This is a genomic window from Streptomyces bambusae, from assembly GCF_019400985.1.
In the GTDB taxonomy this organism is placed as follows: domain Bacteria; phylum Actinomycetota; class Actinomycetes; order Streptomycetales; family Streptomycetaceae; genus Streptomyces; species Streptomyces bambusae_A.
Map to the genome: position 1 here is coordinate 1 of NZ_WTFF01000062.1, position 19,301 is coordinate 19,301.

The 19,301-nt window shown below is 72.9% G+C and carries 15 protein-coding genes and 1 riboswitch; of the genes, 6 read left to right on the forward strand and 9 right to left on the reverse strand.

Features of this window, described 5'->3' with window-relative positions; all coding sequences use genetic code 11:
* Window positions 1-205: 205 nt before the first annotated feature.
* The 3 genes from GPJ59_RS11645 to GPJ59_RS11655 form a co-directional block, all read right to left on the reverse strand.
* Window positions 206-1,012 (reverse strand): LytR/AlgR family response regulator transcription factor, encoded by an 807-nt coding sequence (locus GPJ59_RS11645; protein ID WP_219666932.1) that lies wholly within the window; start codon window positions 1,010-1,012, stop codon window positions 206-208.
* 102 nt (window positions 1,013-1,114) lie between these two features.
* Entirely contained in the window at window positions 1,115-2,086 is a 972-nt protein-coding gene (locus GPJ59_RS11650) for an SCO0930 family lipoprotein (RefSeq protein WP_219666953.1), read from the reverse strand.
* A gap of 115 nt (window positions 2,087-2,201) precedes the next feature.
* Window positions 2,202-3,212 (reverse strand): GDSL-type esterase/lipase family protein, encoded by a 1,011-nt coding sequence (locus GPJ59_RS11655; RefSeq protein WP_219666933.1) that lies wholly within the window; start codon window positions 3,210-3,212, stop codon window positions 2,202-2,204.
* A gap of 358 nt (window positions 3,213-3,570) precedes the next feature.
* On the opposite strand from GPJ59_RS11655, the gene GPJ59_RS11660 reads away from it, so the two are divergent.
* From GPJ59_RS11660 to GPJ59_RS11680, 5 genes are all read left to right on the forward strand, one after another.
* Window positions 3,571-5,043: an amino acid permease gene (locus GPJ59_RS11660; protein WP_219666934.1), complete on the forward strand. Its 1,473-nt coding sequence runs from the start codon at window positions 3,571-3,573 to the stop codon at window positions 5,041-5,043.
* Between the two features lie 10 nt (window positions 5,044-5,053).
* Window positions 5,054-5,509 carry an Lrp/AsnC family transcriptional regulator gene (locus GPJ59_RS11665; protein ID WP_030027017.1) on the forward strand — a complete coding sequence of 152 codons (456 nt, stop codon included), beginning with the start codon at window positions 5,054-5,056 and terminating at the stop codon, window positions 5,507-5,509.
* Window positions 5,510-5,996: 487 nt separating this feature from the next.
* Complete coding sequence (locus tag GPJ59_RS11670; RefSeq protein ID WP_219666935.1) at window positions 5,997-6,749, forward strand: SAM-dependent methyltransferase; 753 nt, start codon at window positions 5,997-5,999, stop codon at window positions 6,747-6,749.
* Between the two features lie 168 nt (window positions 6,750-6,917).
* Window positions 6,918-7,730, forward strand: a complete 813-nt coding sequence (locus tag GPJ59_RS11675; RefSeq protein WP_219666936.1) for a carbon-nitrogen hydrolase family protein — start codon at window positions 6,918-6,920, stop codon at window positions 7,728-7,730.
* 75 nt (window positions 7,731-7,805) lie between these two features.
* Window positions 7,806-9,512: a flavin monoamine oxidase family protein gene (locus GPJ59_RS11680; RefSeq protein WP_219666937.1), complete on the forward strand. Its 1,707-nt coding sequence runs from the start codon at window positions 7,806-7,808 to the stop codon at window positions 9,510-9,512.
* A gap of 108 nt (window positions 9,513-9,620) precedes the next feature.
* On the opposite strand, the gene GPJ59_RS11685 is transcribed toward GPJ59_RS11680, so the two are convergent.
* The 3 genes from GPJ59_RS11685 to GPJ59_RS11695 form a co-directional block, all read right to left on the reverse strand.
* The gene (locus GPJ59_RS11685) at window positions 9,621-10,298 is read right to left on the reverse strand and encodes a DUF5995 family protein (protein WP_219666938.1); all 678 of its coding nucleotides are present in this window, start codon (window positions 10,296-10,298) and stop codon (window positions 9,621-9,623) included.
* Window positions 10,299-10,374: 76 nt separating this feature from the next.
* The gene (locus GPJ59_RS11690) at window positions 10,375-11,787 is read right to left on the reverse strand and encodes a uracil-xanthine permease family protein (RefSeq protein WP_219666939.1); all 1,413 of its coding nucleotides are present in this window, start codon (window positions 11,785-11,787) and stop codon (window positions 10,375-10,377) included.
* Between the two features lie 140 nt (window positions 11,788-11,927).
* Window positions 11,928-13,145, reverse strand: coding sequence for an MFS transporter (locus tag GPJ59_RS11695; RefSeq protein ID WP_219666940.1), 1,218 nt, complete (start codon window positions 13,143-13,145; stop codon window positions 11,928-11,930).
* Between the two features lie 225 nt (window positions 13,146-13,370).
* On the opposite strand from GPJ59_RS11695, the gene GPJ59_RS11700 reads away from it, so the two are divergent.
* Window positions 13,371-14,519 (forward strand): ROK family transcriptional regulator, encoded by a 1,149-nt coding sequence (locus GPJ59_RS11700; RefSeq protein WP_219666954.1) that lies wholly within the window; start codon window positions 13,371-13,373, stop codon window positions 14,517-14,519.
* A gap of 124 nt (window positions 14,520-14,643) precedes the next feature.
* Here GPJ59_RS11700 and GPJ59_RS11705 read toward each other — a convergent pair whose 3' ends face one another.
* The 3 genes from GPJ59_RS11705 to GPJ59_RS11715 all read right to left on the reverse strand — a co-directional run bounded on the left by GPJ59_RS11705 (window position 14,644) and on the right by GPJ59_RS11715 (window position 18,796).
* On the reverse strand, window positions 14,644-15,384 hold the full coding sequence (locus tag GPJ59_RS11705) for an SDR family oxidoreductase (RefSeq protein WP_219666941.1): 741 nt from the start codon (window positions 15,382-15,384) through the stop codon (window positions 14,644-14,646).
* Between the two features lie 87 nt (window positions 15,385-15,471).
* A complete protein-coding gene (locus GPJ59_RS11710) occupies window positions 15,472-16,350 on the reverse strand; it encodes an RNA polymerase sigma-70 factor (RefSeq protein WP_219666942.1) in 879 nt (292 codons plus the stop codon).
* Window positions 16,351-16,444: 94 nt separating this feature from the next.
* A complete protein-coding gene (locus GPJ59_RS11715) occupies window positions 16,445-18,796 on the reverse strand; it encodes a chitinase C-terminal domain-containing protein (protein ID WP_219666943.1) in 2,352 nt (783 codons plus the stop codon).
* 372 nt (window positions 18,797-19,168) lie between these two features.
* A riboswitch (FMN riboswitch) is annotated at window positions 19,169-19,299 on the forward strand.
* Window positions 19,300-19,301: the final 2 nt, after the last annotated feature.

Below are 19,301 nucleotides of genomic sequence, written 5' to 3' on the forward strand. Positions count from 1 at the left end.
CCTGGGGCCCGGAGATGGTTATAAGAGACAGACGCACGTGCCCGCGCGACGAACGGCACCGCCGCTGCGCCCAGCGGCGGGGGCGCAGGGCCGACAGGGCCGGGAACGACCGGCGGGCAGACCGGGCGGGGTGACCGCTGACGCGCCGGTGCGCCGGTGCCCCGGGGGCCACACCCGCTCCTCGCCGTGCAGACGGTGCAGGCGGTCAGCCGGTGGCCTGACGCATCAGCAGGTCCCGCAGGGCCCGCGCGTGCCGCCGGCTCACCTGGAGCTCGGCCGAGCCGACCCGGACGCTGGTGGTGCCCGCGTCCAGCCGCAGTTCGTCTATCCGGCCGAGCGCCACCAGATGGCGGCGGTGGATCCGGACGAAGCCCCGGGACGCCCACCGCTCCTCCAGGGTCGACAGCGGGATCCGGACCAGATGGCTGCCCTCGTCCGTGTGCAGCCGGGCGTAGTCCCCCTGGGCCTCGACGTAGGCGATGTCGGAGATGGTGACGAACCGGGTCACCCCGCCGAGCTCGACCGCGATCTGATCGGCCGTACGGTCCGCGACGGTCACCTCGGGCCGGGTCCGGCGCTGCTGCGCCGCCGCGGTGGGTGGTGCCTCCTCGGCCCCGGCCCGCCCCAGCTGCGCACAGGCCCGGCGGACCGCCTCCGCCAGCCGCTCCGGGCGGACGGGCTTGAGCACGTAGTCCACCGCCTTGAGGTCGAAGGCCTGTACGGCGAAGCCCTCGTGGGCGGTGACGAACACGATCAGCGGCGGCCGGGCGAAACCGGCCAGCAGGCGGGCGATGTCCAGCCCGGTCAGTCCCGCCATGTGGATGTCGAGGAAGACGACGTCGATCCCGTCGGCGCCGTCCGGCCCCGACTCCAGGGCCCGCGTGACCCGGCGCAGCGCCTGCGTGGCGTCCGAGGCCCCCTCCGCGCTCGCCACCCGGGGGTCGGAGCGCAACAGGTAGAGCAGCTCCTCCAGGAGGGGCTTCTCGTCGTCGACGGCCAGCACGCGCAGCATGCGCCCACGCTACACAGGTGTGCCGGTGTGCGCGGCCCCCTGGAGGGGAGGGAGGGGGCCGCGCGGTCCGGAAGCCGCCGCTGCCGCTACTGGGCGCTGCCGCTACTGGGCCGTGATGAGCTTGCCGTCGGGGGCCACGGCGTACCAGGTGCCGCCCACGCCCTGGCCGTTGGCGTCGCCGGGCTTCTTGTCGCCCGCGAAGGTGTAGAGGGGCCAGCAGCCGATGCTCTGCTGCTTCTTGCCGTCGGGGCGGTCCAGCACCGAGTAGTTCTTCTCCGTGTTGATGCCCTTGGTGTCCGCCTTGTCCACGGGCTCCACGACCGGCCACTTCACCAGGCAGTCGCCGGTGCACTTGGAGACCATCGGCCACGCCGTGTCCGGCTTGAACCGGTACACCGTCATGCCGTTCCGGTCGACGACGTGCTCGCCCAGCTTGGCGTTCCTGGCCACCGACAGGCCCGGCAGCTGCCCGGCCGGGGCGGCACCGCTGCCGCTGCCGCCGCCGTAACCGCCGCTGCCGTAGCCGTCCCCGCCGGCGGGCTGGCCGGCGCCCTCCCCGCCTCCCGCCTTGGCGGCCTTCTTGCCGTCGGGCGCGAGGGCGAACCAGGTGCCGCCGACGCCCTGGCCCTTCGTCTCGCCCGGGGCGGCGTCCTTCGCGTAGCGGTACGCCGGCCAGCCGGCCACCGTCAGCTGCCGGGTGCCGTCGCTGCGCACCACCTCGCCCAGCAGGGCCGCGTCCACGCCCGCCGCGGCCTGCTTGTCGCCCGCCGGCACCGGCGGCCACGCCTTCGCGCAGTCCCCGTCGCAGTTCGACTTCGGCGGCTTCGCGGTGTCCTTGTCGAAGCGGTAGAGGGTGAAGCCGGCCGCGTCGTTCAGGACCGGACCCAGCTGCTCGTCCTGCCGGACGGCCAGCGGACCGCCCTCCTTCACGTCGGCCTCCGCCGGTGCCTGGGCAGGTACCGCGGCGCCGGCGGGGGCCGTACCGGCCTTGTCCTGCGCCTGGCCGCACGCCGTCGCCGTGAGGGCGACGACGATCGCGACGGCCGCGAGGGAAGTTCCGCGCAGTGCACCCATGATGATCTCTCCCACATGTGATCCGTGCCACCCGCCGTCAGGAGCGGGCGACTGTGCGGATGACACGCCCTGCGGACCCGCCCCTGTTCAACGCGATCCGTGTGGGGAGGTTCACTCACCCGCCGGTGAACCCGGCCCGGCGCAGGGCCGTGACCACAGACATGGCGAGGAGCGCGTGTCCGGCGTCGTTCGGGTGCAGCCCGTCCGCCAGGTGCTCTGGGCCCAGCAGGTCCCGCCCCGGCAGCAGCGCCAGCCGGTCGTCGCCGGCCGCGATCCGGTCGCCGACGGCCCGCTCCATCGCGTCGCGCAGCGCGCCCAGCGTGGCGCCCAGCCGGTTCGGGGTCCGCTCGGCGTCCGGCCGCAGCACGGGGGACAGGAGCAGCAGCGGGGTGCGCGGGTGTCCCTGCCGGACCAGTTCGAGGAAGGCGCGGGTGGTCTCGTACAACAGGGGCGCCGTGTGGGGCACCCGGGTCCAGCAGTTGGTGCCGAAGGCCAGGGTGAGCGCCTCGGCCGGCAGGGCCGCCAGCTGCTCGGCGACGGCCAGCTCCCCGCGCGCGGCCCCCGCGTAGCCCAGGTTGACGGTGTCCCAGCCCAGGGCCCGCCCGGCGACCGCGGGCCAGCCGTGCGCGGGGCGGGTGGACCACCAGCCCTCGGTGATGGAGTCGCCGTGCACCACCCAGCGCGGCGCGGCCGGCGCCGGGGCGAGAGCGCCGCCGATCCCGCGCAGGCCCAGCACCAGCGGGGACTGGCCCTCGGGCGGATGCACGGTGTACGGGCCGGGGCCCGCCGGCAGCCCGATGCGTACGACCGACTCGTGCGCCGGCTCGGTGAACACCTCGGTCAGCAGCCCCTCGCGGTTCCACAGGGCGAAGCCGTGCGAGAGGTCGCGCAGCGCGTCCGTGGGGCCGGGCACGGTCGCCCGGTAGTGGATCTCCACCGCGTGCGCCGGCGCCTGCGCCGTGAACTCCAGGCGCACCCCGATCGGCAGCGTGGCCCGCTCCCCGGTGTCCCAGGGCAGCCTCATCGTGTCCGCGGGGTCCGCCCGCAGCACCCGTCCGCTGCCGTCGCGCCAGGCCACCCCGCGCAGGTACGGACCCGGGTCCAGCCACCGTCCGTCAGGGCTCACGTCCGCCTCCGATCGCGCCGCCGCCGATGCACCGCTGATGCGAGGTTGCGCAGGGCACGCTGCGGCAAACCTGACGAGGTGTCAAGAAATGTCGCGGAGGGTGATCGCGCACTGATCGATCGTCCGAGCGCAACAAAGGGCCATCCAGGACAGATCCGCGCAACGATCGTTCGCGAATATGCAAGGATGGTGCATTACGGGCGGGAACCCCCAGCCCCTAGGCTCACTCGCTGTACGTGGAGTGGCGCGACCGCCTGCTCGGCGGTCCCCCTGCACCGGCCTGTCCAGGCCAGCTCCTCCAGAGGACCGCTGCGGTCGATGCCTTGCCCCTGATCCGCAGTGTCAAAGGAGTCCCTTCGTGCTGGACCACGGCCAGGCGCCGCCGCTCACCCAGCGGCCCGCCAACCCGCTGCTTCGCCGCAAGCCCGTCGAGCGCCTCGTCTCCGAGGCCGGGCAGGGCGAGGGCGGTGCGCTCAAGCGCTCGCTCACCATGTGGCAGCTGACCATGATCAGCATCGGTGCGACCCTGGGCACCGGCATCTTCGTCGTCCTCGGCGAAGCCACCCCGATCGCCGGCCCGGCCGTCTGGATCGCCTTCATCGTCGCGGGCCTGACCGCGCTCTTCTCGGCCCTGTCCTACGCCGAGCTGGCCGGCTCCATACCGGTCTCCGGCTCCTCGTACTCCTACGCGTACGCCACCATGGGCGAGCTCGTCGCCTGGGTCTGCGGCTGGTGCCTGGTCCTGGAGTACGGCGTCTCCGTCGCGGCCGTGGCCGTCGGCTGGGGCCAGTACCTCAACGAACTCCTCGACGGCCTCGTCGGGATCACCATCCCCCAGGGCTTCTCCGCCCCGCTGGGCGAGGGCGGCTACATCAACCTGCCCGCCCTGGTCGTGGTCCTGCTCTGCATGGTCTTCCTGCTCCGCGGCGCCAAGGAGAGCGCGCGGATCAACTCGATCATGGTCGCGGTCAAGATCGTCACGCTGGTCCTCTTCTGCGTCATCGGCTTCATGGGCATCAAGGCCGGCAACTACACCCCGCTCGCCCCGCTCGGCGTCACCGCCATCAGCACCGCCGCCTCCATGCTGTTCTTCTCCTACATCGGCTTCGACGCCGCCTCCACCGCCGGTGAGGAGGCCAAGAACCCCAAGAAGGACCTGCCCCGCGCGATCATGCTCTCGCTGCTGATCGTCACCGGCCTGTACTGCCTGGTCGCGCTGGTCGCCGTCGGCGCCATGCCCTGGCAGGAGTTCGAGGGCACCGAGGCCGCGCTCGCCCAGATCATGGAGAACGTCACCGGCCACGCCTTCTGGAGCATCGTCCTGGCCGCCGGCGCCGTCGTCGCCATCGCCAGCGTCGTCTTCGCCGTGCTCTACGGCCAGACCCGCATCCTGTTCGCGATGTCCCGCGACGGCCTGGTGCCCAAGGCGTTCGCCAAGGTCGACGAGAAGACCGGCACCCCGCGGATCAACACGATCATCGTCTGCCTCTTCTGCGCCGTGCTCGCCGCCTTCATCCCGCTGGGCGAGCTCGCCAACGCCACCAGCATCGGCACGCTCTTCGCGTTCGCGCTGGTCAACGCGGCCGTCGTGATCCTGCGTTACACCCGCCCGGAGATGAACCGCACCTTCAAGGTCGCGCTCTTCCCGGTCACCCCGATCCTGGGCTTCGCCTTCTGCGCCTACCTGATGTGGGAGCTGCCGTGGATCACCTGGGCGTACTTCGGTGGCTGGATGGTCGCCGGACTCGTGATCTACTTCTTCTACGGAATGCGCCGCTCCAGCCTGGGTCTGTCCGCGCTGGCGACGGCGGAGGAACCGACAGATAAGTGACCCACGCCCCGTGCGACTGAACGATCTCGACGAACGCATCGTGCACGCCCTCGCCGAGGACGCCCGCCGCTCCTACGCGGACATCGGCTCCGAGGTGGGCCTGTCCGCCCCCGCGGTCAAGCGGCGGGTGGACAGGCTGCGGGCCGAGGGAGCCATCACCGGCTTCACGGTCCGCGTCGACCCCGCCGCGATGGGCTGGGAGACCGAGGGCTTCATCGAGATCTACTGTCGGCACAACACCTCGCCGGACGACATCCGGCGGGGCCTGGAGCGCTACCCCGAGGTGGTGTCCGCGTCGACCGTGACGGGCGACGCGGACGCCCTGGTCCAGATCTTCGCGTCCGACATGCGTCACTTCGAGCGGGTCCTGGAACGCATCGCGGGCGAGCCATTCGTCGAACGAACCAAGTCGGTGCTCGTCCTCTCGCCCCTCCTGCGCCGCTTCACGTCTGGGGCCCCGGCCTAACCTTCCCGGGGGGACGAGGCTCACCAGGGCCAGGCCCCTGTCCCGGACCGGGGCTCCGCCCTGGACCCGGCCCCTGTTCGGGGGCCTTCCCGGCCGTGGCGGACCCTGCGGTTCGCCGTGGCTGATCGCGCAGTTCCCCGCGCCCCTGACGGGGCCTGGCCCCGTCCCGGTCCGGGGCTCCGCCCCGGACCCTTCCCCTGTTCGGGGGCCTTCCTGGCCGTGGCGGACCCTGCGGTTCGCTGTGGCTGGTCGCGCAGTTCCCCGCGCCCCTCACGGGGCGCAGCTTCGGCTGCGGAGCCCGGCCCATTTCAGCCCCGCCGGCGTTTGAGGCGCGGGGGTGTGGGGGCGGAGCCCCCGCGGCGGGGGCCGGGGCGGAGTCCCGGGTTCGGGAAGGGGCGGGGTGGGGAAAGGCTCCGCGCAGCGGCACGGCTCCGGGGCGGGGAAAACCTGGTGCGGATCCAAGGCCACTCCGGCACGATCCCTTGGCGTGCATCGTGACGACATCTCCCGCCTCGCCCACACCCACCACCCCATCGCCGCCCCCGTAGGCGACACCGCCGTCGACCGGCTGCTCCAGCGCGCGCTGCCCGCCGGCAGCCAAAGCCCCACCCGCGCCCGCGCCCTGGACCTCGGCTGCGGCCAAGCCGAATGGCTGCTCCGCACCCTCGCCGCCCACCCCCACGCCACCGCCGACGGCGTGGACATCTCCGGCCCCGCCCTGGACGCGGCAAGCGCCGCCGCCGAGGCCCGCGGCCTCGCCGACCGCCTCACCCTCCACCAGGTCCCCGCGGCGGACTACGCCGCCCCCACCCCCTACGACCTCGTCCTCAGCATCGGCTCCGTCCACGCCTTCGGCGGCCTGCTGCCCACCCTGGACGCCGCCCGCGCCCACCTCGCCCCCGGCGGCCACGTCCTGATCGGCGACGGCTACTGGGAGCGCGAGCCCAGCCCCGAGGCCGTCGAGCTCCTCGGTGACTTCCGCGACCTCGCCGGCACCGTCGAGCAGGTCACAGCGGCCGGCTGGACGCCCGTGTACGGTCACGTCAGCACCCGCGAGGAGCTCGACGACTACGAGTGGTCGTGGACCGGCTCGCTGGCCGCCTGGGCCCTGGACCGGCCGGAGCACCCCGACCGGGACCACGCGCTCGCCGTCGCCACCGCGCACCGCACCGAATGGCTGCGCGCCTACCGCGCGACCTGGGGTTTCGTCACCCTGCTGGTCCGCCGCACGCACGACTGACCGCGGTCACGCACACAGGGCACACAGGCCCACGCAACGAATCGCCGTCCGGACCCGCAAACACGCAACGAATCGTTCGACGGGACGCAACAGTCGCGCCTTGTTCCGGCCGGACGGCGAAACGTACCTTCTAAGGACCGCACACCCCACCTGCCACAGAGGTACCCCATGCCCCCGTTGCGCACCGCCCTCCTCCAGAGCTCCGGAGTCCTCGGCGACGTCGCCGAGAACCTCAGGACGCTCGACGAGGCCGCCGCGCGCGCCGCGCGCAGCGGGGCCGGGCTCCTCGTGGCCCCGGAGATGTTCCTGACCGGCTACGCGCTGGACCTCAAGGACGTCCCCGCCCTCGCCGAGCCGGCGGACGGCCCGTCCGCCCGGGCCATCGGCGAGATCGCCCGCCGCCACTCCCTGGCCGTGCTCTACGGCTACCCGGAGCGCGACGGCGAGGGAGCGGACGCGACCGTGTACAACTCGGCGCAGCTCGTCGGCCCCGACGGCGCCCCGCTGGCGAACTACCGCAAGACCCACCTCTTCGGCTGCTTCGAGCAGGACGCCTTCACCCCCGGTGACACCCCCGTCGTCCAGGCCGAGTACGCGGGCCTGCGCATCGGGATCATGATCTGCTACGACGTCGAGTTCCCCGAGAACGTCCGGGCGCACGCCCTGGCCGGCACCGACCTGCTCCTGGTGCCCACCGCCCAGATGCACCCGTTCCAGTTCGTCGCCGAGCAGCTCGTCCCCGTCCGGGCCTTCGAGAACCAGATGTACATCGCGTACGTCAACCGCACCGGCCCGGAGGGCGAGTTCGAGTTCGTCGGCCTCAGCTGCCTCGCAAGCCCCGACGGCACCACCCGCACCCGCGCCGGTCGCGGCGAGGAGATGGTGCTCGGCGAGGCCGACCCCGAGCTGCTCACCGCCTCGCGGGAGAACAACCCGTACCTGCGCGACCGCCGTCCCGGGCTGTACTCCGCCCTCGTCTGACCCCGCCGCCCAGCCCGTCCCCCGCAGCCCCCGCTCCGCCCCCGCCAGAGCCCTGCCCGCAAGGAGTCGTACCCCATGACGTCCACGGTGCCCACCACCGCCGTCCCGCACAACGACGGCCAGCCCGAGATGCCGCCGATCACCATGTTCGGCCCGGACTTCCCGTACGCCTACGACGACTTCCTCGCCCACCCCGCGGGCCTGGGCCAGATACCGGCGACCGAGCACGGCACCGAGGTCGCGGTCATCGGCGGCGGCCTGTCGGGCATCATCTCCGCCTACGAGCTGATGAAGATGGGCCTCAAGCCCGTCGTCTACGAGGCGGACCAGATCGGCGGCCGGCTGCGCACCGTCGGCTTCGAGGGCCAGGGCACCGAGGGCCTGACCGCCGAGATGGGCGCGATGCGCTTCCCGCCGTCCTCCACGGCGCTGCAGCACTACATCGACCTGGTCGGCCTGACGACCCGGCCCTTCCCGAACCCGCTGGCCGAGGCCACCCCCTCCACCGTGGTCGACCTCAAGGGCGAGAGCCACTACGCGGAGACCATCGACGACCTGCCGCAGGTCTACCGCGACGTCGCCGCCGCCTGGAACGCCTGCCTCGAAGAGGGCGCCGACTTCTCCGACATGAACCAGGCCATGCGCGAGCGCGACGTCCCGCGCATCCGCGAGATCTGGGCCAGGCTCGTCGAGAAGCTCGACAACCAGACCTTCTACGGCTACCTGTGCGAGTCCGAGGCCTTCAAGTCCTTCCGGCACCGCGAGATCTTCGGCCAGGTCGGCTTCGGCACCGGCGGCTGGGACACCGACTTCCCGAACTCCATCCTGGAGATCCTCCGCGTCGTCTACACCGAGGCGGACGACCACCACCGCGGCATCGTCGAGGGTTCGCAGGCGCTTCCGCTGCGCCTGTGGGAGCGCGAGCCGGAGAAGATCGTCCACTGGGCCGAGGGCACCTCGCTGTCCTCCCTGCACGAGGGCACCCCGCGCCCGGCCGTGACCCGCCTGCACCGCACCGCCGGCAACCGCATCACGGTCACCGACTCCTCCGGCGACATCCGCACCTACCGGGCCGCGATCTTCACCGCGCAGTCCTGGATGCTGCTGTCGAAGATCGAGTGCGACGACTCGCTCTTCCCGATCGACCACTGGACGGCGATCGAGCGCACCCACTACATGGAGTCCTCCAAGCTCTTCGTCCCCGTCGACCGGCCGTTCTGGCTGGACAAGGACGAGGAGACCGGCCGCGACACCATGTCGATGACGCTGACCGACCGGATGACCCGCGGTACCTACCTGCTGGACAACGGCCCGGACCAGCCGGCCGTGATCTGCCTGTCGTACACCTGGTGCGACGACAGCCTGAAGTGGCTGCCGCTGTCCGCGAGCGAGCGGATGGAGGTCATGCTGAAGTCCCTCGGCGAGATCTACCCCAAGGTCGACATCCGCCGCCACATCATCGGCAACCCGGTCACGGTCTCCTGGGAGAACGAGCCCTACTTCATGGGCGCGTTCAAGGCCAACCTGCCCGGCCACTACCGCTACCAGCGCCGCCTGTTCACCCACTTCATGCAGGACCGCCTCCCCGAGGACAAGCGCGGCATCTTCCTCGCGGGCGACGACATCTCCTGGACGGCCGGCTGGGCCGAGGGCGCCGTGCAGACCGCGCTGAACGCCGTATGGGGTGTCATGCACCACCTCGGCGGTTCCACGGACGCCACCAACCCGGGCCCCGGCGACCTCTACGACGACATCGCCCCGGTCGAGCTGCCGGAGGACTGACCTCCGCACCGGCTCACCCCCTGAGGCCACGGGCCGCCCCCGCGCACTCCCCCGAGCGCGGTGGCGGCCCGTTCCCATGTCCGGCCGGCCCCCGCAGCGCCCCGGCCCTCAGGAGGCGGTGCGGTACGCGGCGCAGCCCGTGGGCGTCAGCAGGCAGCGGCTGATCAGGCCGACGCCCGCGTCCAGCGAGTCGGTGAACTCCTCGGCCAGGTCGGGCAGCTCGCGCAGGGTCCACAGCATCCGGGCACCCGCCCACGCCCCCGCCCGGGCCCGCTCCAGGCTCCAGGAGCCGACCAGGTGGGTCAGCGGATCGGCGATCTGGAGCAGGTCCGGGCCCGGCATCAGGTCCTCGCGGATGTGCTCCTCCAGCGCGACCAGGGTGTCGCCGACCCGGTCGAAGTCGCCCTCCAGAGCGCCCGGCGCGCACTCCAGGGAGCGGCAGGCGGCGACGACCGCCAGGGCCAGGTCGTGCCCGATGTGGGCGTTGATCCCGGCCAGCGCGTGCTGGAGGGGATGCACGCCCGGGTGGCGCCGGTACTGGAACAGCGGCCGCCAGCACGCCGGCGGCCGCCGCCCCTCGGCGGCCGCGTCCACGGCCGCGAGATACCGCTCGGCGAACCGGACGCCCAGCACCGCCGCCCGGCGCGGGACGGGGAAGTCACCGCGCCCGATGCGGTCGTGCAGCGTCTGGGTCACCGTCAGGTACACCCGGTTGAAGACCGCCACCCCGTCGTGCGCGGGCAGCCTCTCGTCCAGGGCGCGCATCCGCGCGAGCACCGCTTCCATGGCAGTGAGGTTCCCAGGCCGCGGCGCCGCCGCGGGGAACTTGGCCGTACGCTTCCCCGGTTCGGGCGAAACCGCCTCAGGAACGCGTGTCCCGCGGGGCCCGCTCGTCGTCCGTGCCCTGCTCGTCGTACGCGGAGGTGCCGGCGTCCAGCAGCGGCTCCTGCTGCTTGAGGTGCGCGGGGGCGAAGAAGCGCAGCGCGTGGTAGCCGGTGATGACGACGATCGTGCCCAGGGCGATGCCCCCGAGCTCGAAGTTCTCGGTGATCTTCAGGCTCACCCCGCCGACGCCGATGATGATGCCGGCCGCGGCGGGCACCAGGTTCAGCGGATTACGCAGGTCCACATGGCCGTTGATCCAGATCTGCGCGCCGAGCAGGCCGATCATGCCGTAGAGGATGACGGTGATGCCGCCCAGCACCCCGCCGGGGATCGCCGCGACGACCGCGCCGAACTTCGGGCACAGGCCGAAGAGCAGGGCGAAGCAGGCCGCCGCCCAGTACGCGGCGGTGGAGTACACGCGGGTCGCCGCCATGACACCGATGTTCTCGGAGTACGTGGTGTTGGGCGGGCCGCCCACCGCCGTCGACAGCATCGAGGCCGCGCCGTCCGCCGCGATCGCCGTGCCCAGCCGGTCGTCCAGCGCGTCCCCGGTCATCTCGCCGACCGCCTTGACGTGTCCGGCGTTCTCGGCGATCAGCGCGATCACGACGGGCAGGGCGACCAGGATCGCCGACCACTCGAAGGCCGGCGCGTGGAAGGAGGGCAGCCCGATCCAGTCGGCCTTGCCGACCCCGGACAGGTCCAGCCGCCAGTGGTCGACCGCCTCGGCGCCGCCGACCGGCGAGTGGATCCGGCCGAAGACCCGGTCGAGGACCCACGAGAGCCCGTAGCCGAAGACCAGCCCCAGGAAGATCGCGATCCGGGACCAGAAGCCGCGCAGGCACACCACGGCCAGGCCGGTGAAGAGCATCACCAGCAGGGCCGTCCACTGGTCCTGCGGCCAGTAGGTGGCGGCGGTGACCGGCGCGAGGTTGAAGCCGATCAGCATCACCACGGCGCCCGTGACCACCGGGGGCATCGCCGCGTGGATGATCCGGGCGCCGAAGCGCTGGACGGCCAGGCCCGCAAGGAAGAGGGCCGCGCCGACGACGAACACCGCGCCGGTGACGGTCGCGCTGTCGCCACCGCCCGCCCGGATCGCCGCCGCGACGCCCACGAAGGAGAGCGAGCAGCCCAGGTAGGAGGGGATCCGGCCGCGGGTCGCGAGGAGGAAGATCATCGTCGCGAGCCCGGACATCATGATGGCGAGATTGGGGTCGAGACCCATCAGCACGGGCGCCACGAAGCTCGCGCCGAACATCGCCACGACGTGCTGGGCGCCGAGCCCGGCGGTACGCGGCCAGCTCAGCCGCTCGTCCGGCCGGACCACCGCGCCGGGGGCGGGGGTCCGCCCGTCTCCGTGCAGGGTCCAGCGCACGCCCAGGGCCATGGTCTACTCCGTTTCGCCGGCCGGATGGTGGGGGAGGAGGAACGTTCCGCCACGTCGTGCGCGCCCGCGCGCACGCGTGACGTGCTCTGTGCCGGAGCGTTCCCCGCCAGAGCCTTCCCGCAGATCATTCCCGCGTCATGCTACGGCCGGGCAGCGGCTGCTCCGTCCCGGTCCGGTGCAGCGGCCCCGGTGCCCGGGCGGTGTCTGCGCAGTACGGCGGCGCCGGGGACCAGCAGGAACGCCAGGGCCGTCACCAGGGCGAACGACACCGCGAGCGAGGTCGCGTCCGCCACCGCGCCGATGGCCGAGGGGGCGATGAGCCCCGAGGTGTAGGTGATCGTCGCGACCCCGGCGATGGCCTGGGCCGGCGCCGGACCGCTGCGGGCGGCGGCCGCGAAGGCGAGCGGGACCACCACGGCCACGCCCAGCCCGATCAGGCCGAAGCCGGCCAGGGCGGCCGCGGGGTGCCGGACCAGGACGACCAGTAGTCCGCCGGCCGTGGCCAGCACCCCGCCCGTGCGGACCGTGCGCACCGCGCCGAACCGGTCCACCACCCGGTCGCCCAGGAGCCGGGCCGCCGTCATCGTCAGCGCGAAGGCGGTGGTGGAGGCCGCCGCCAGGCCGGCGTCGGTGTCCAGCACGTCCCGCAGGTAGACCGCGGACCAGTCGATGCTCGCGCCCTCGGCGAAGACCGCGGCGAAGCCCACCGCCCCGATGAGCAGCGCCGACCGCGGCGGCAGGGCGAAGTGCGCGGGTGCCTCCTCGTCCTGTGTGCTGCGCAGGTCGAGGACCCCGTGGACGGCCGCCAGCCCGGCGCCGGTCAGCGCCAGCGCGGCCACCAGGTGGTGCAGCCGGGCGTCGGCGCCGGCGTGCGCGGCGGCCGTGCCCGCCGCCGAACCGAGCAGGGCGCCGCCGCTCCACATCCCGTGCAGCGAGGACATGATCGAGCGGCCCAACCGGTTCTCGGTCTCCACCCCGAGCGCGTTCATCGCGACGTCCGACATTCCGGAGGTGGCGCCGTAGACGAGGAGGGCCGCGCAGAGGGTGACGAAGTCCGGCGCCAGGCTCGGCAGCACGAGGGAGAGCGTCCACAGCACCAGCAGGCCGCGCAGGGCGGCGCGGGCGCCGAAGCGGTGGTTGATCCGGCCGGCCAGCGGCATCGCGAGCGCGGCGCCGAGGGCGGGGAAGGCCAGGGCCAGGCCCAGGCTGCCCGCGTCGAGCCCGGCGTGGTCCTGGATCCAGGGGATACGGGTGGCGAAGCTGCCGGTGACCGCGCCGTGTGCGCAGAAGACGGCGGCGATGGAGAAACGGGCGCGGCGAAGCCGCGACGGGCTGGATTCGGGTTCCCCTGTCGTCATGGCCCGTAAACTATCAGGCAGGCTCCCTGATAGATAGTGAAATGCGATCACCGGCCGAAGGGGGAGGGTCTCCGAGCGGCCCTTCCCACGGCCCTCCTCCCCACAGCCCTCCCCACAGCCCTCCTCCCCACGGCCCTCCGAAGCCCCTCCGAACGGCCTTCCCGCCCGGCCCCGAACAGCTCCCGAACGGCTGCCTAGGATGACTCCGTGACCCCGGTGCCCCCCATGACCCCCACGGTTCCCGCCCCCGCCCCCGCCCCGGCCTCGCCGAGCACCGCCCGGGCGATCAACGACCGGCTGGCGCTGCGGCTCCTCCAGGACCAGGGACCCCTGACGGCCGCCCAGCTCAAGACGCTCACCGGCCTGTCGCGCCCCTCGGTCGCGGACCTGGTCGAGCGGCTCGCCGCGGCCGGGATGATCGAGGTGGTCGGCGAATCCGGCGCGCAGCGCCGCGGGCCGAACGCCCGCCTGTACGGCATCGTCGCCGGGCGCGCCTTCCTCGCCGCCCTCGACGTACGCACCGACAGCGCGACGGCGGTCGTCACCGATCTGCTCGGCACGCCCCTGCACCGGACGGCGCTGCCGGTGGACGCCCCGGCCGCGGCCGTCGCCGAACTCCGCCGGGCGGCCCAAGCGGTGGGCGCGGCCGAGCTGCACACCGTGGCGGTGGGCGCACCCGGACTGGTCTCCCCGGGGACCGGCGAGCTGCGCGACACCACCGGCCTGCCGGCCTGGCACCGGGAGCTGGTGGCCGCCCTCCAGCGGGAGCTGCCCGCCCGGATCCTGGTGGAGAACGAGACCAACCTGGCCGCCGTCGCCGAGCAGCGCTGCGGCGCCGCACGCGAGCTGGACTCCTTCGTCCTGCTCTGGCTCGGCGCGGGCGTGGGCGCCGCGGTGGTCCTGGACGGCCGGCTGCGCCGGGGCGCCTCCGGCGGCGCCGGCGAGATCGGCTTCCTGCCCGTACCCGGCACCGCCGCCCTGCCCTCCGCCACCGACTGCGGCGGCGGGTTCCACGCCCTGGCCGGGCGCGAGGCGGTGGCCGCGCTCGCAGTGGAGCACGGGTTCGCCGGGACGCCGGAGGAGGCGGTGGCGGGTTCGGGCGGCGAGGCCTTCCTGGACGCCCTGGCCGAACGCCTCGCCCTGGGGGCGGCGGCCGTGGCGGCCGTGCTCGATCCCGGCTGCGTGGTCCTGGGCGGCGAACTCGGCCTCGCGGGCGGCCCGGACCTGGCGGCCCGCGTCACCGCCCGCCTGGCGACCCTCACCCCGGTGCCCACGTCGGTCCGGGCCACCACCCTCGGCGGTGACGCGGTCCTGGAGGGCGCCCGGCTCGCGGCCCGGGACGCGGCCCAGGAGGCGCTGTTCAGCCCGGGGTGACCCGGCGGCGGGCGGCAGCCGCTGCACGGCCTTCCGCGCCGGGCGGGAAGCTGCTGCCACGCGCCTTCCGCGCCGGGCGGGAAGCTGCTGCTACGCCGCGAAGCTGCTGCTACGCCGCCTTCCGCTACGCCGTCTTCCGCGCCGCCAGGTAGGCCTCGAACGTCCCGTGGCCCACTGCGTGCTCCGGGGCCAGGTGGCCGCCGCGCCGGAAGCCGGCGTACGCCTTGCCCAGCAGGGGGACCTCGACGACGCGGCGGCGCGAGCCCTGCGCGGCCAGGTAGGTCCGCACCAGGTGCGCGAGGCTCTGGGTGCGCGGGCCGCCCATGTCCGGGACGCGGCCCGCCGGCGCGCCGGCGGCCAGTTCGGCGAGCCGGTCGGCGACCTCCTCGACCGCGACCGGCTGGACGCGGACGCCCGCCGGGACCGGTGCCACCGGCAGCTTGGCCACCGCGGCGGACACCTGGGCCACCAGGTCGTGGAACTGGGTCGTGCGCAGGATCGTCACGCCGAGGCCCGACTCCTCCAGCATCCGCTCGACCTTGTGCTTGACCTGGTAGTAGCCGAACGGCACCACGTCCACGCCGACGATCGAGATGTACACGACGTGCCCCACCCCGGCCCGCCGCGCCGCGGCGATCAGGTGGCCGGCCGCGGTGTCGTCGCCGCCGCGCGGGCTGCTCGCGCAGTGCACCACGGTGTCGGCGCCCGCCAGGGCCGCGTCCAGGCCGGCTCCGTCCCGCAGGTCCACGGGGAAGTCCGGGGCGTGCCGGCTCAGCACGCGGACCTCGTGGCCCGCGGCCCGCAGCCGCTCCACGACGAGCGAGCCGAGGGTTCCGGTGCCTCCGGTGACGAGGATCGTGCTCATGGTGTTGTCCTGCCCTTCCGATGTCGGGGACGTACGCCCAGGACGTACGCCGGGGACGTACGCTCACCCGCTCGGACCGGACAGCCCTCAGGAATGTGACAGCTGGCGGTGCAGGAAGCCGAGCTTCTCCGGGTTGACCACCGCGCGCAGGCCGGTGACCAGGCCTTCCTCGAATTCGACGACCAGGACGCCCATGTCGCCGAAGACCACCGCCGGGACCCCGTTGACCTCCGCGAACCGGTAGGGGACGCCCGCCGCGTACTTGTGCATCGCGCCGACCGCGAAGCGGGCGACCTTGTCCGGGCCCAGGACCGGCCGCCGGGCCGCGCTGACCACGCCTCCGCCGTCCGAGACGTACGTGACCTCCGCGCTCAGCAGGCGCTCCAGGCCGGCCATGTCCCCGTCCTGGGCCGCCGCCAGGAAGGCGCTGATCAGCTGCTGCAGCGCCGCCGGGTCCGGCTCTGTGCGCGGCCGGGGCGTCGCCACCCGCTGCGAGGCCCGGCGGTACAGCTGGCGGCAGTTGGCCTCGGAGAGGTCCAGCAGCTCGGCGATCTCCCGGTGGCTGTAGGCGAAGGCCTCGCGCAGCACGTAGACGGCCCGCTCGACGGGGCCGAGCTGCTCCAGCAGCACCAGCAGGGCCATCGAGACGCTGTCGCGCTGCTCCGCCGACTCCAGCGGGCCCAGGGTGCCGTCGGAGGTGAGCACCGGCTCCGGCAGCCAGGGGCCGACGTACCGCTCGCGCCGGACCCGGGCGGAGTCGAGCCGGTTGAGGCTCAGGTGCGTGACGGCCTTGGCCAGCCAGGCGCCCGGGTGCTCGACGTCCCCGCGGTCGTCGGCGCTCCAGCGCAGGTACGTGTCCTGCACCAGGTCCTCGGCCTCGGCGGCCGAGCCCAGCATCCGGTAGGCGATGCCGAAGAGCCTGCTGCGGTGTGCTTCGAAGACGTCGACGTCCATGAGGTGGGCCATGGGTCGAGCGTGCCAGAGGGCCCGGCGGCAACTGCCGCCGGGCCCTCGTCGGTTCACCCGGTCACCGGTTCACCCGGTCACCCGGTCGCCGGGTTCAGCAGGCTCCCTGGTCCTTCCAGACGCCCCACTCGCCGGTGGTGCCGGGCTCCTCGTTCTGGGTCCACCACTGCGCCTTCCAGTTGTGGCCCTTGTGCGAGACCACGCTGCCGCCCGTGTAGATCTGGCCCGCCACGTACGCCGGGTTGGTGCAGGTGCCGCCCGGCGGCGTGGTCGGCGGGGTTGTCGGGGGAGTGGTGGGCGGGGTGGTGGGCGGCGTGCTGCCACCGCCCGGCTCGCCGACCGTGGTGCCCCTGGCCAGGTCGCCGGCCAGGGCGTACGTCGTACCGGAGATGTTCACCGTCCAGTTGGAGGGGGTGGACACCGGCAGGTAGTAGTTGAACGCCAGGTCGACGGAGGCGCCCGGGGCCAGCGACTGCCAGGCCGGCAGCTTCAGCGAGACCCGGTGGAAGTCGCCCTTCAGCCCGCCCACGTTGTTCCCGGTGTGGCCGCTGCTGATCACCTTGGTGCCGAAGCCGGACTGGTCGGAGGCGTTGTCCGGGGCCGAGGTCGCGTAGTCGAACTGGAACTCGGTGCCGCCGGGCAGGGCCGTCCCCGTGTTGTTGGTGATCTTGATCTTCGGGGTGATCGGGTAGTTCGAGTCGCCCAGCTTGAACTCGGTGAACTCCGTCCTGATGTCCACGGCCCGGGTCGGCAGGGCGGTGGCGCCGGCCTTCTTCGCGCCGTACGGGGAGGCCGCCTTGAACTTGTCGTACATCAGCGAGGTGAGCGTGGAGCCCATCTCGTACTGCCCCTTGGCGGCGTTCCAGCCGTAGTCGCCGGCCATCTCCCACACCATCGTGCCGCCGATGCCGCGGTCGACCACGTAGTCGGCCTTGGCGGCCACGGACTGTTCGTCCTCGGTGGACAGGAAGACCTTCTTCTGCGCGTTCCACAGCCACGGCGCGACCAGGGTCGAGTCGTACTTGCGGGCGTAGGTGCCGGTCAGCGTGGTGTTCGCGGGGAAGCCGTACTGGCCGACGTAGTCGCCGACGATCCCCTTCTCCAGGTTCTTGGCGTGCCACATCGGGTTCGAGCCCGCCGGGGACTCGTTGCCGTTGTCGTCCTTGTCGTGCCACAGGTTGTCGATGCCGACCGCGCCGTCGCCGCACTTGGCCAGGCCCGAGCCGGCCGGGCAGCTGGTGGCGGCCGCCTTGCCCCACAGGCCGTCCGTGCCGCCCTGCACGTTCTTGTGGCCGCGGGTGTAGTAGGGCAGGCCGATGTTGATCCGGCCGGCCGGCATGGAGCCGCGGAAGTAGTGGTAGGCCCAGTCGGTGTTGAGGTAGCCGAGGCCGCCGTACTGCTGGGAGCCGTAGACCCCGGCGGCGGCGAGCTCGCCGTCCTTGCCGTCGTCGAAGAGGGAGGCGTTGGGGCCGACGTACTCGTTCCAGGCGCCGTGCAGGTCGTAGGACATGATGTTGACGTAGTCCAGGTACTGCTGCATCTGGAACGTCTCCATGCCGCGCAGCAGGTAGCCGGAGGAGGGGGCGGCGACGGTCAGCATGTAGTGCTTGCCGTCGGCGGCGCCGGCCGTGTCCAGCTTCTGGCGCAGGGTCTTGAGCAGGGCGTCGTAGCCCTTGACCAGACCGGCCCGGCGGGCGTTCGCCGTCGGCCAGTCCAGCGGGTTGCCCGCGTCCTTCATCGAGGTCGGGTACTCGTAGTCGATGTCGACGCCGTTGAAGCCGTACTTCTTGACGAAGGCGACGGCGGACTCGGCGAAGGTGTCGATGCCGGCCTGGTTGACCGAGCCGTCCGCGTTGGTGGCCATGGTGTAGAAGCCGCCGGAGCCCACGCGCTTGCCGTCCGCGCCGAAGTAGCCGCCGGTCTCGGCCCAGCCGCCCACCGAGACGAGCGTCTTGACGTCGGGGTGCTGCTTCTTGAACTTCGTCAGCAGGTTGAAGTGGCCCTTGTAGGGGAGGGCGGGGTCCATCTCGGCCCCGGCGACGCCCGGCCAGGTCATGCCGGTGGCCTCGTTGGTCGCGCCGTCGGCGCCCACGGAGATCTTGTTGTCGCTGCCGACGTGCGCGAAGGCGTAGTTGATGTGGGTGACCTTGTCCCACGGGATGTTGTTGACCAGGTAGGCGGGTTGGCCGTTCTTCCCGGTGCGCCAGCCGGTGAAGTAGCCGATGACGCGCCGCTGGTGGTCGGCGCCCATCTTCTCGCGGCCCGCGGTGTCGTAGACCGAGCAGTACGGGACGTCCACGCCGGGGGTCTTGTACAGCCCGTCGGGGCGGCACGCTTCATGGTCGGCCGCATGGGAGACGCCGGCCGAGAGGCCGCCCACCAGCAGTCCGGCGATCGCGGCGCCGGATGCCAGGAGCATCCCTCTCGTACGTGTGGGGGACAGCATCGTGCCTCCTGGGGAAGGGAGGAAGACAAGGGGGGAAGGCAAGGGAGGATGACGAGGGGGGAGTTGGTGCACAACTTGCGGAAAAAGCCTGCTGGTTGGCCCGTGACGTGCGCACATCTGACGGGCTGTCTCCCGGGAGGATGAAGGAGACGTTAAGAGGACTAGACCAACCCGTCAATAGGTCTGGACCAAAGTGGTGCGCGGTCGCCGGCCGGTCCCGGCTCGCGGCGACGCGTCGCCGCGTCGGCGCGTCGGCGCGCGCCCGGCCGGTCGAGGTGCGCTCGCGTCGCGCTGGGTTGTGAGCCAGACCACAGCCTGTCACCCGCATGGGCGTCGATCGGCCGTGGCACACTGGCTGGTAAGTACCAGAAGCAGCGCACTCCGGGGTCGGTGCAATTCCGAACCGGCGGTTACAGTCCGCGACCCGTCCGCAGCCAGCGGCCGGTTGACCAGGTGAAATTCCTGGACCGACGGTTAAAGTCCGGATGGGAGGCAGTGCGCGGCG

What these genes read in the sequence shown, in the direction of transcription:
- GPJ59_RS11685 (WP_219666938.1), bottom strand. Translation starts at nt 10,298, where the DNA reads ATGGAAGCGGTGCTCGCGCGGATGCGCGCCCTGGACGAGAGGCTGCCC.
- GPJ59_RS11645 (WP_219666932.1), bottom strand. Translation starts at nt 1,012, where the DNA reads ATGCTGCGCGTGCTGGCCGTCGACGACGAGAAGCCCCTCCTGGAGGAG.
- GPJ59_RS11675 (WP_219666936.1), top strand. Translation starts at nt 6,918, where the DNA reads ATGCCCCCGTTGCGCACCGCCCTCCTCCAGAGCTCCGGAGTCCTCGGC.
- GPJ59_RS11695 (WP_219666940.1), bottom strand. Translation starts at nt 13,145, where the DNA reads ATGACGACAGGGGAACCCGAATCCAGCCCGTCGCGGCTTCGCCGCGCC.
- GPJ59_RS11715 (WP_219666943.1), bottom strand. Translation starts at nt 18,796, where the DNA reads ATGCTGTCCCCCACACGTACGAGAGGGATGCTCCTGGCATCCGGCGCC.
- GPJ59_RS11680 (WP_219666937.1), top strand. Translation starts at nt 7,806, where the DNA reads ATGACGTCCACGGTGCCCACCACCGCCGTCCCGCACAACGACGGCCAG.
- GPJ59_RS11700 (WP_219666954.1), top strand. Translation starts at nt 13,371, where the DNA reads ATGACCCCCACGGTTCCCGCCCCCGCCCCCGCCCCGGCCTCGCCGAGC.
- GPJ59_RS11705 (WP_219666941.1), bottom strand. Translation starts at nt 15,384, where the DNA reads ATGAGCACGATCCTCGTCACCGGAGGCACCGGAACCCTCGGCTCGCTC.
- GPJ59_RS11710 (WP_219666942.1), bottom strand. Translation starts at nt 16,350, where the DNA reads ATGGCCCACCTCATGGACGTCGACGTCTTCGAAGCACACCGCAGCAGG.
- GPJ59_RS11690 (WP_219666939.1), bottom strand. Translation starts at nt 11,787, where the DNA reads ATGGCCCTGGGCGTGCGCTGGACCCTGCACGGAGACGGGCGGACCCCC.
- GPJ59_RS11650 (WP_219666953.1), bottom strand. Translation starts at nt 2,086, where the DNA reads ATGGGTGCACTGCGCGGAACTTCCCTCGCGGCCGTCGCGATCGTCGTC.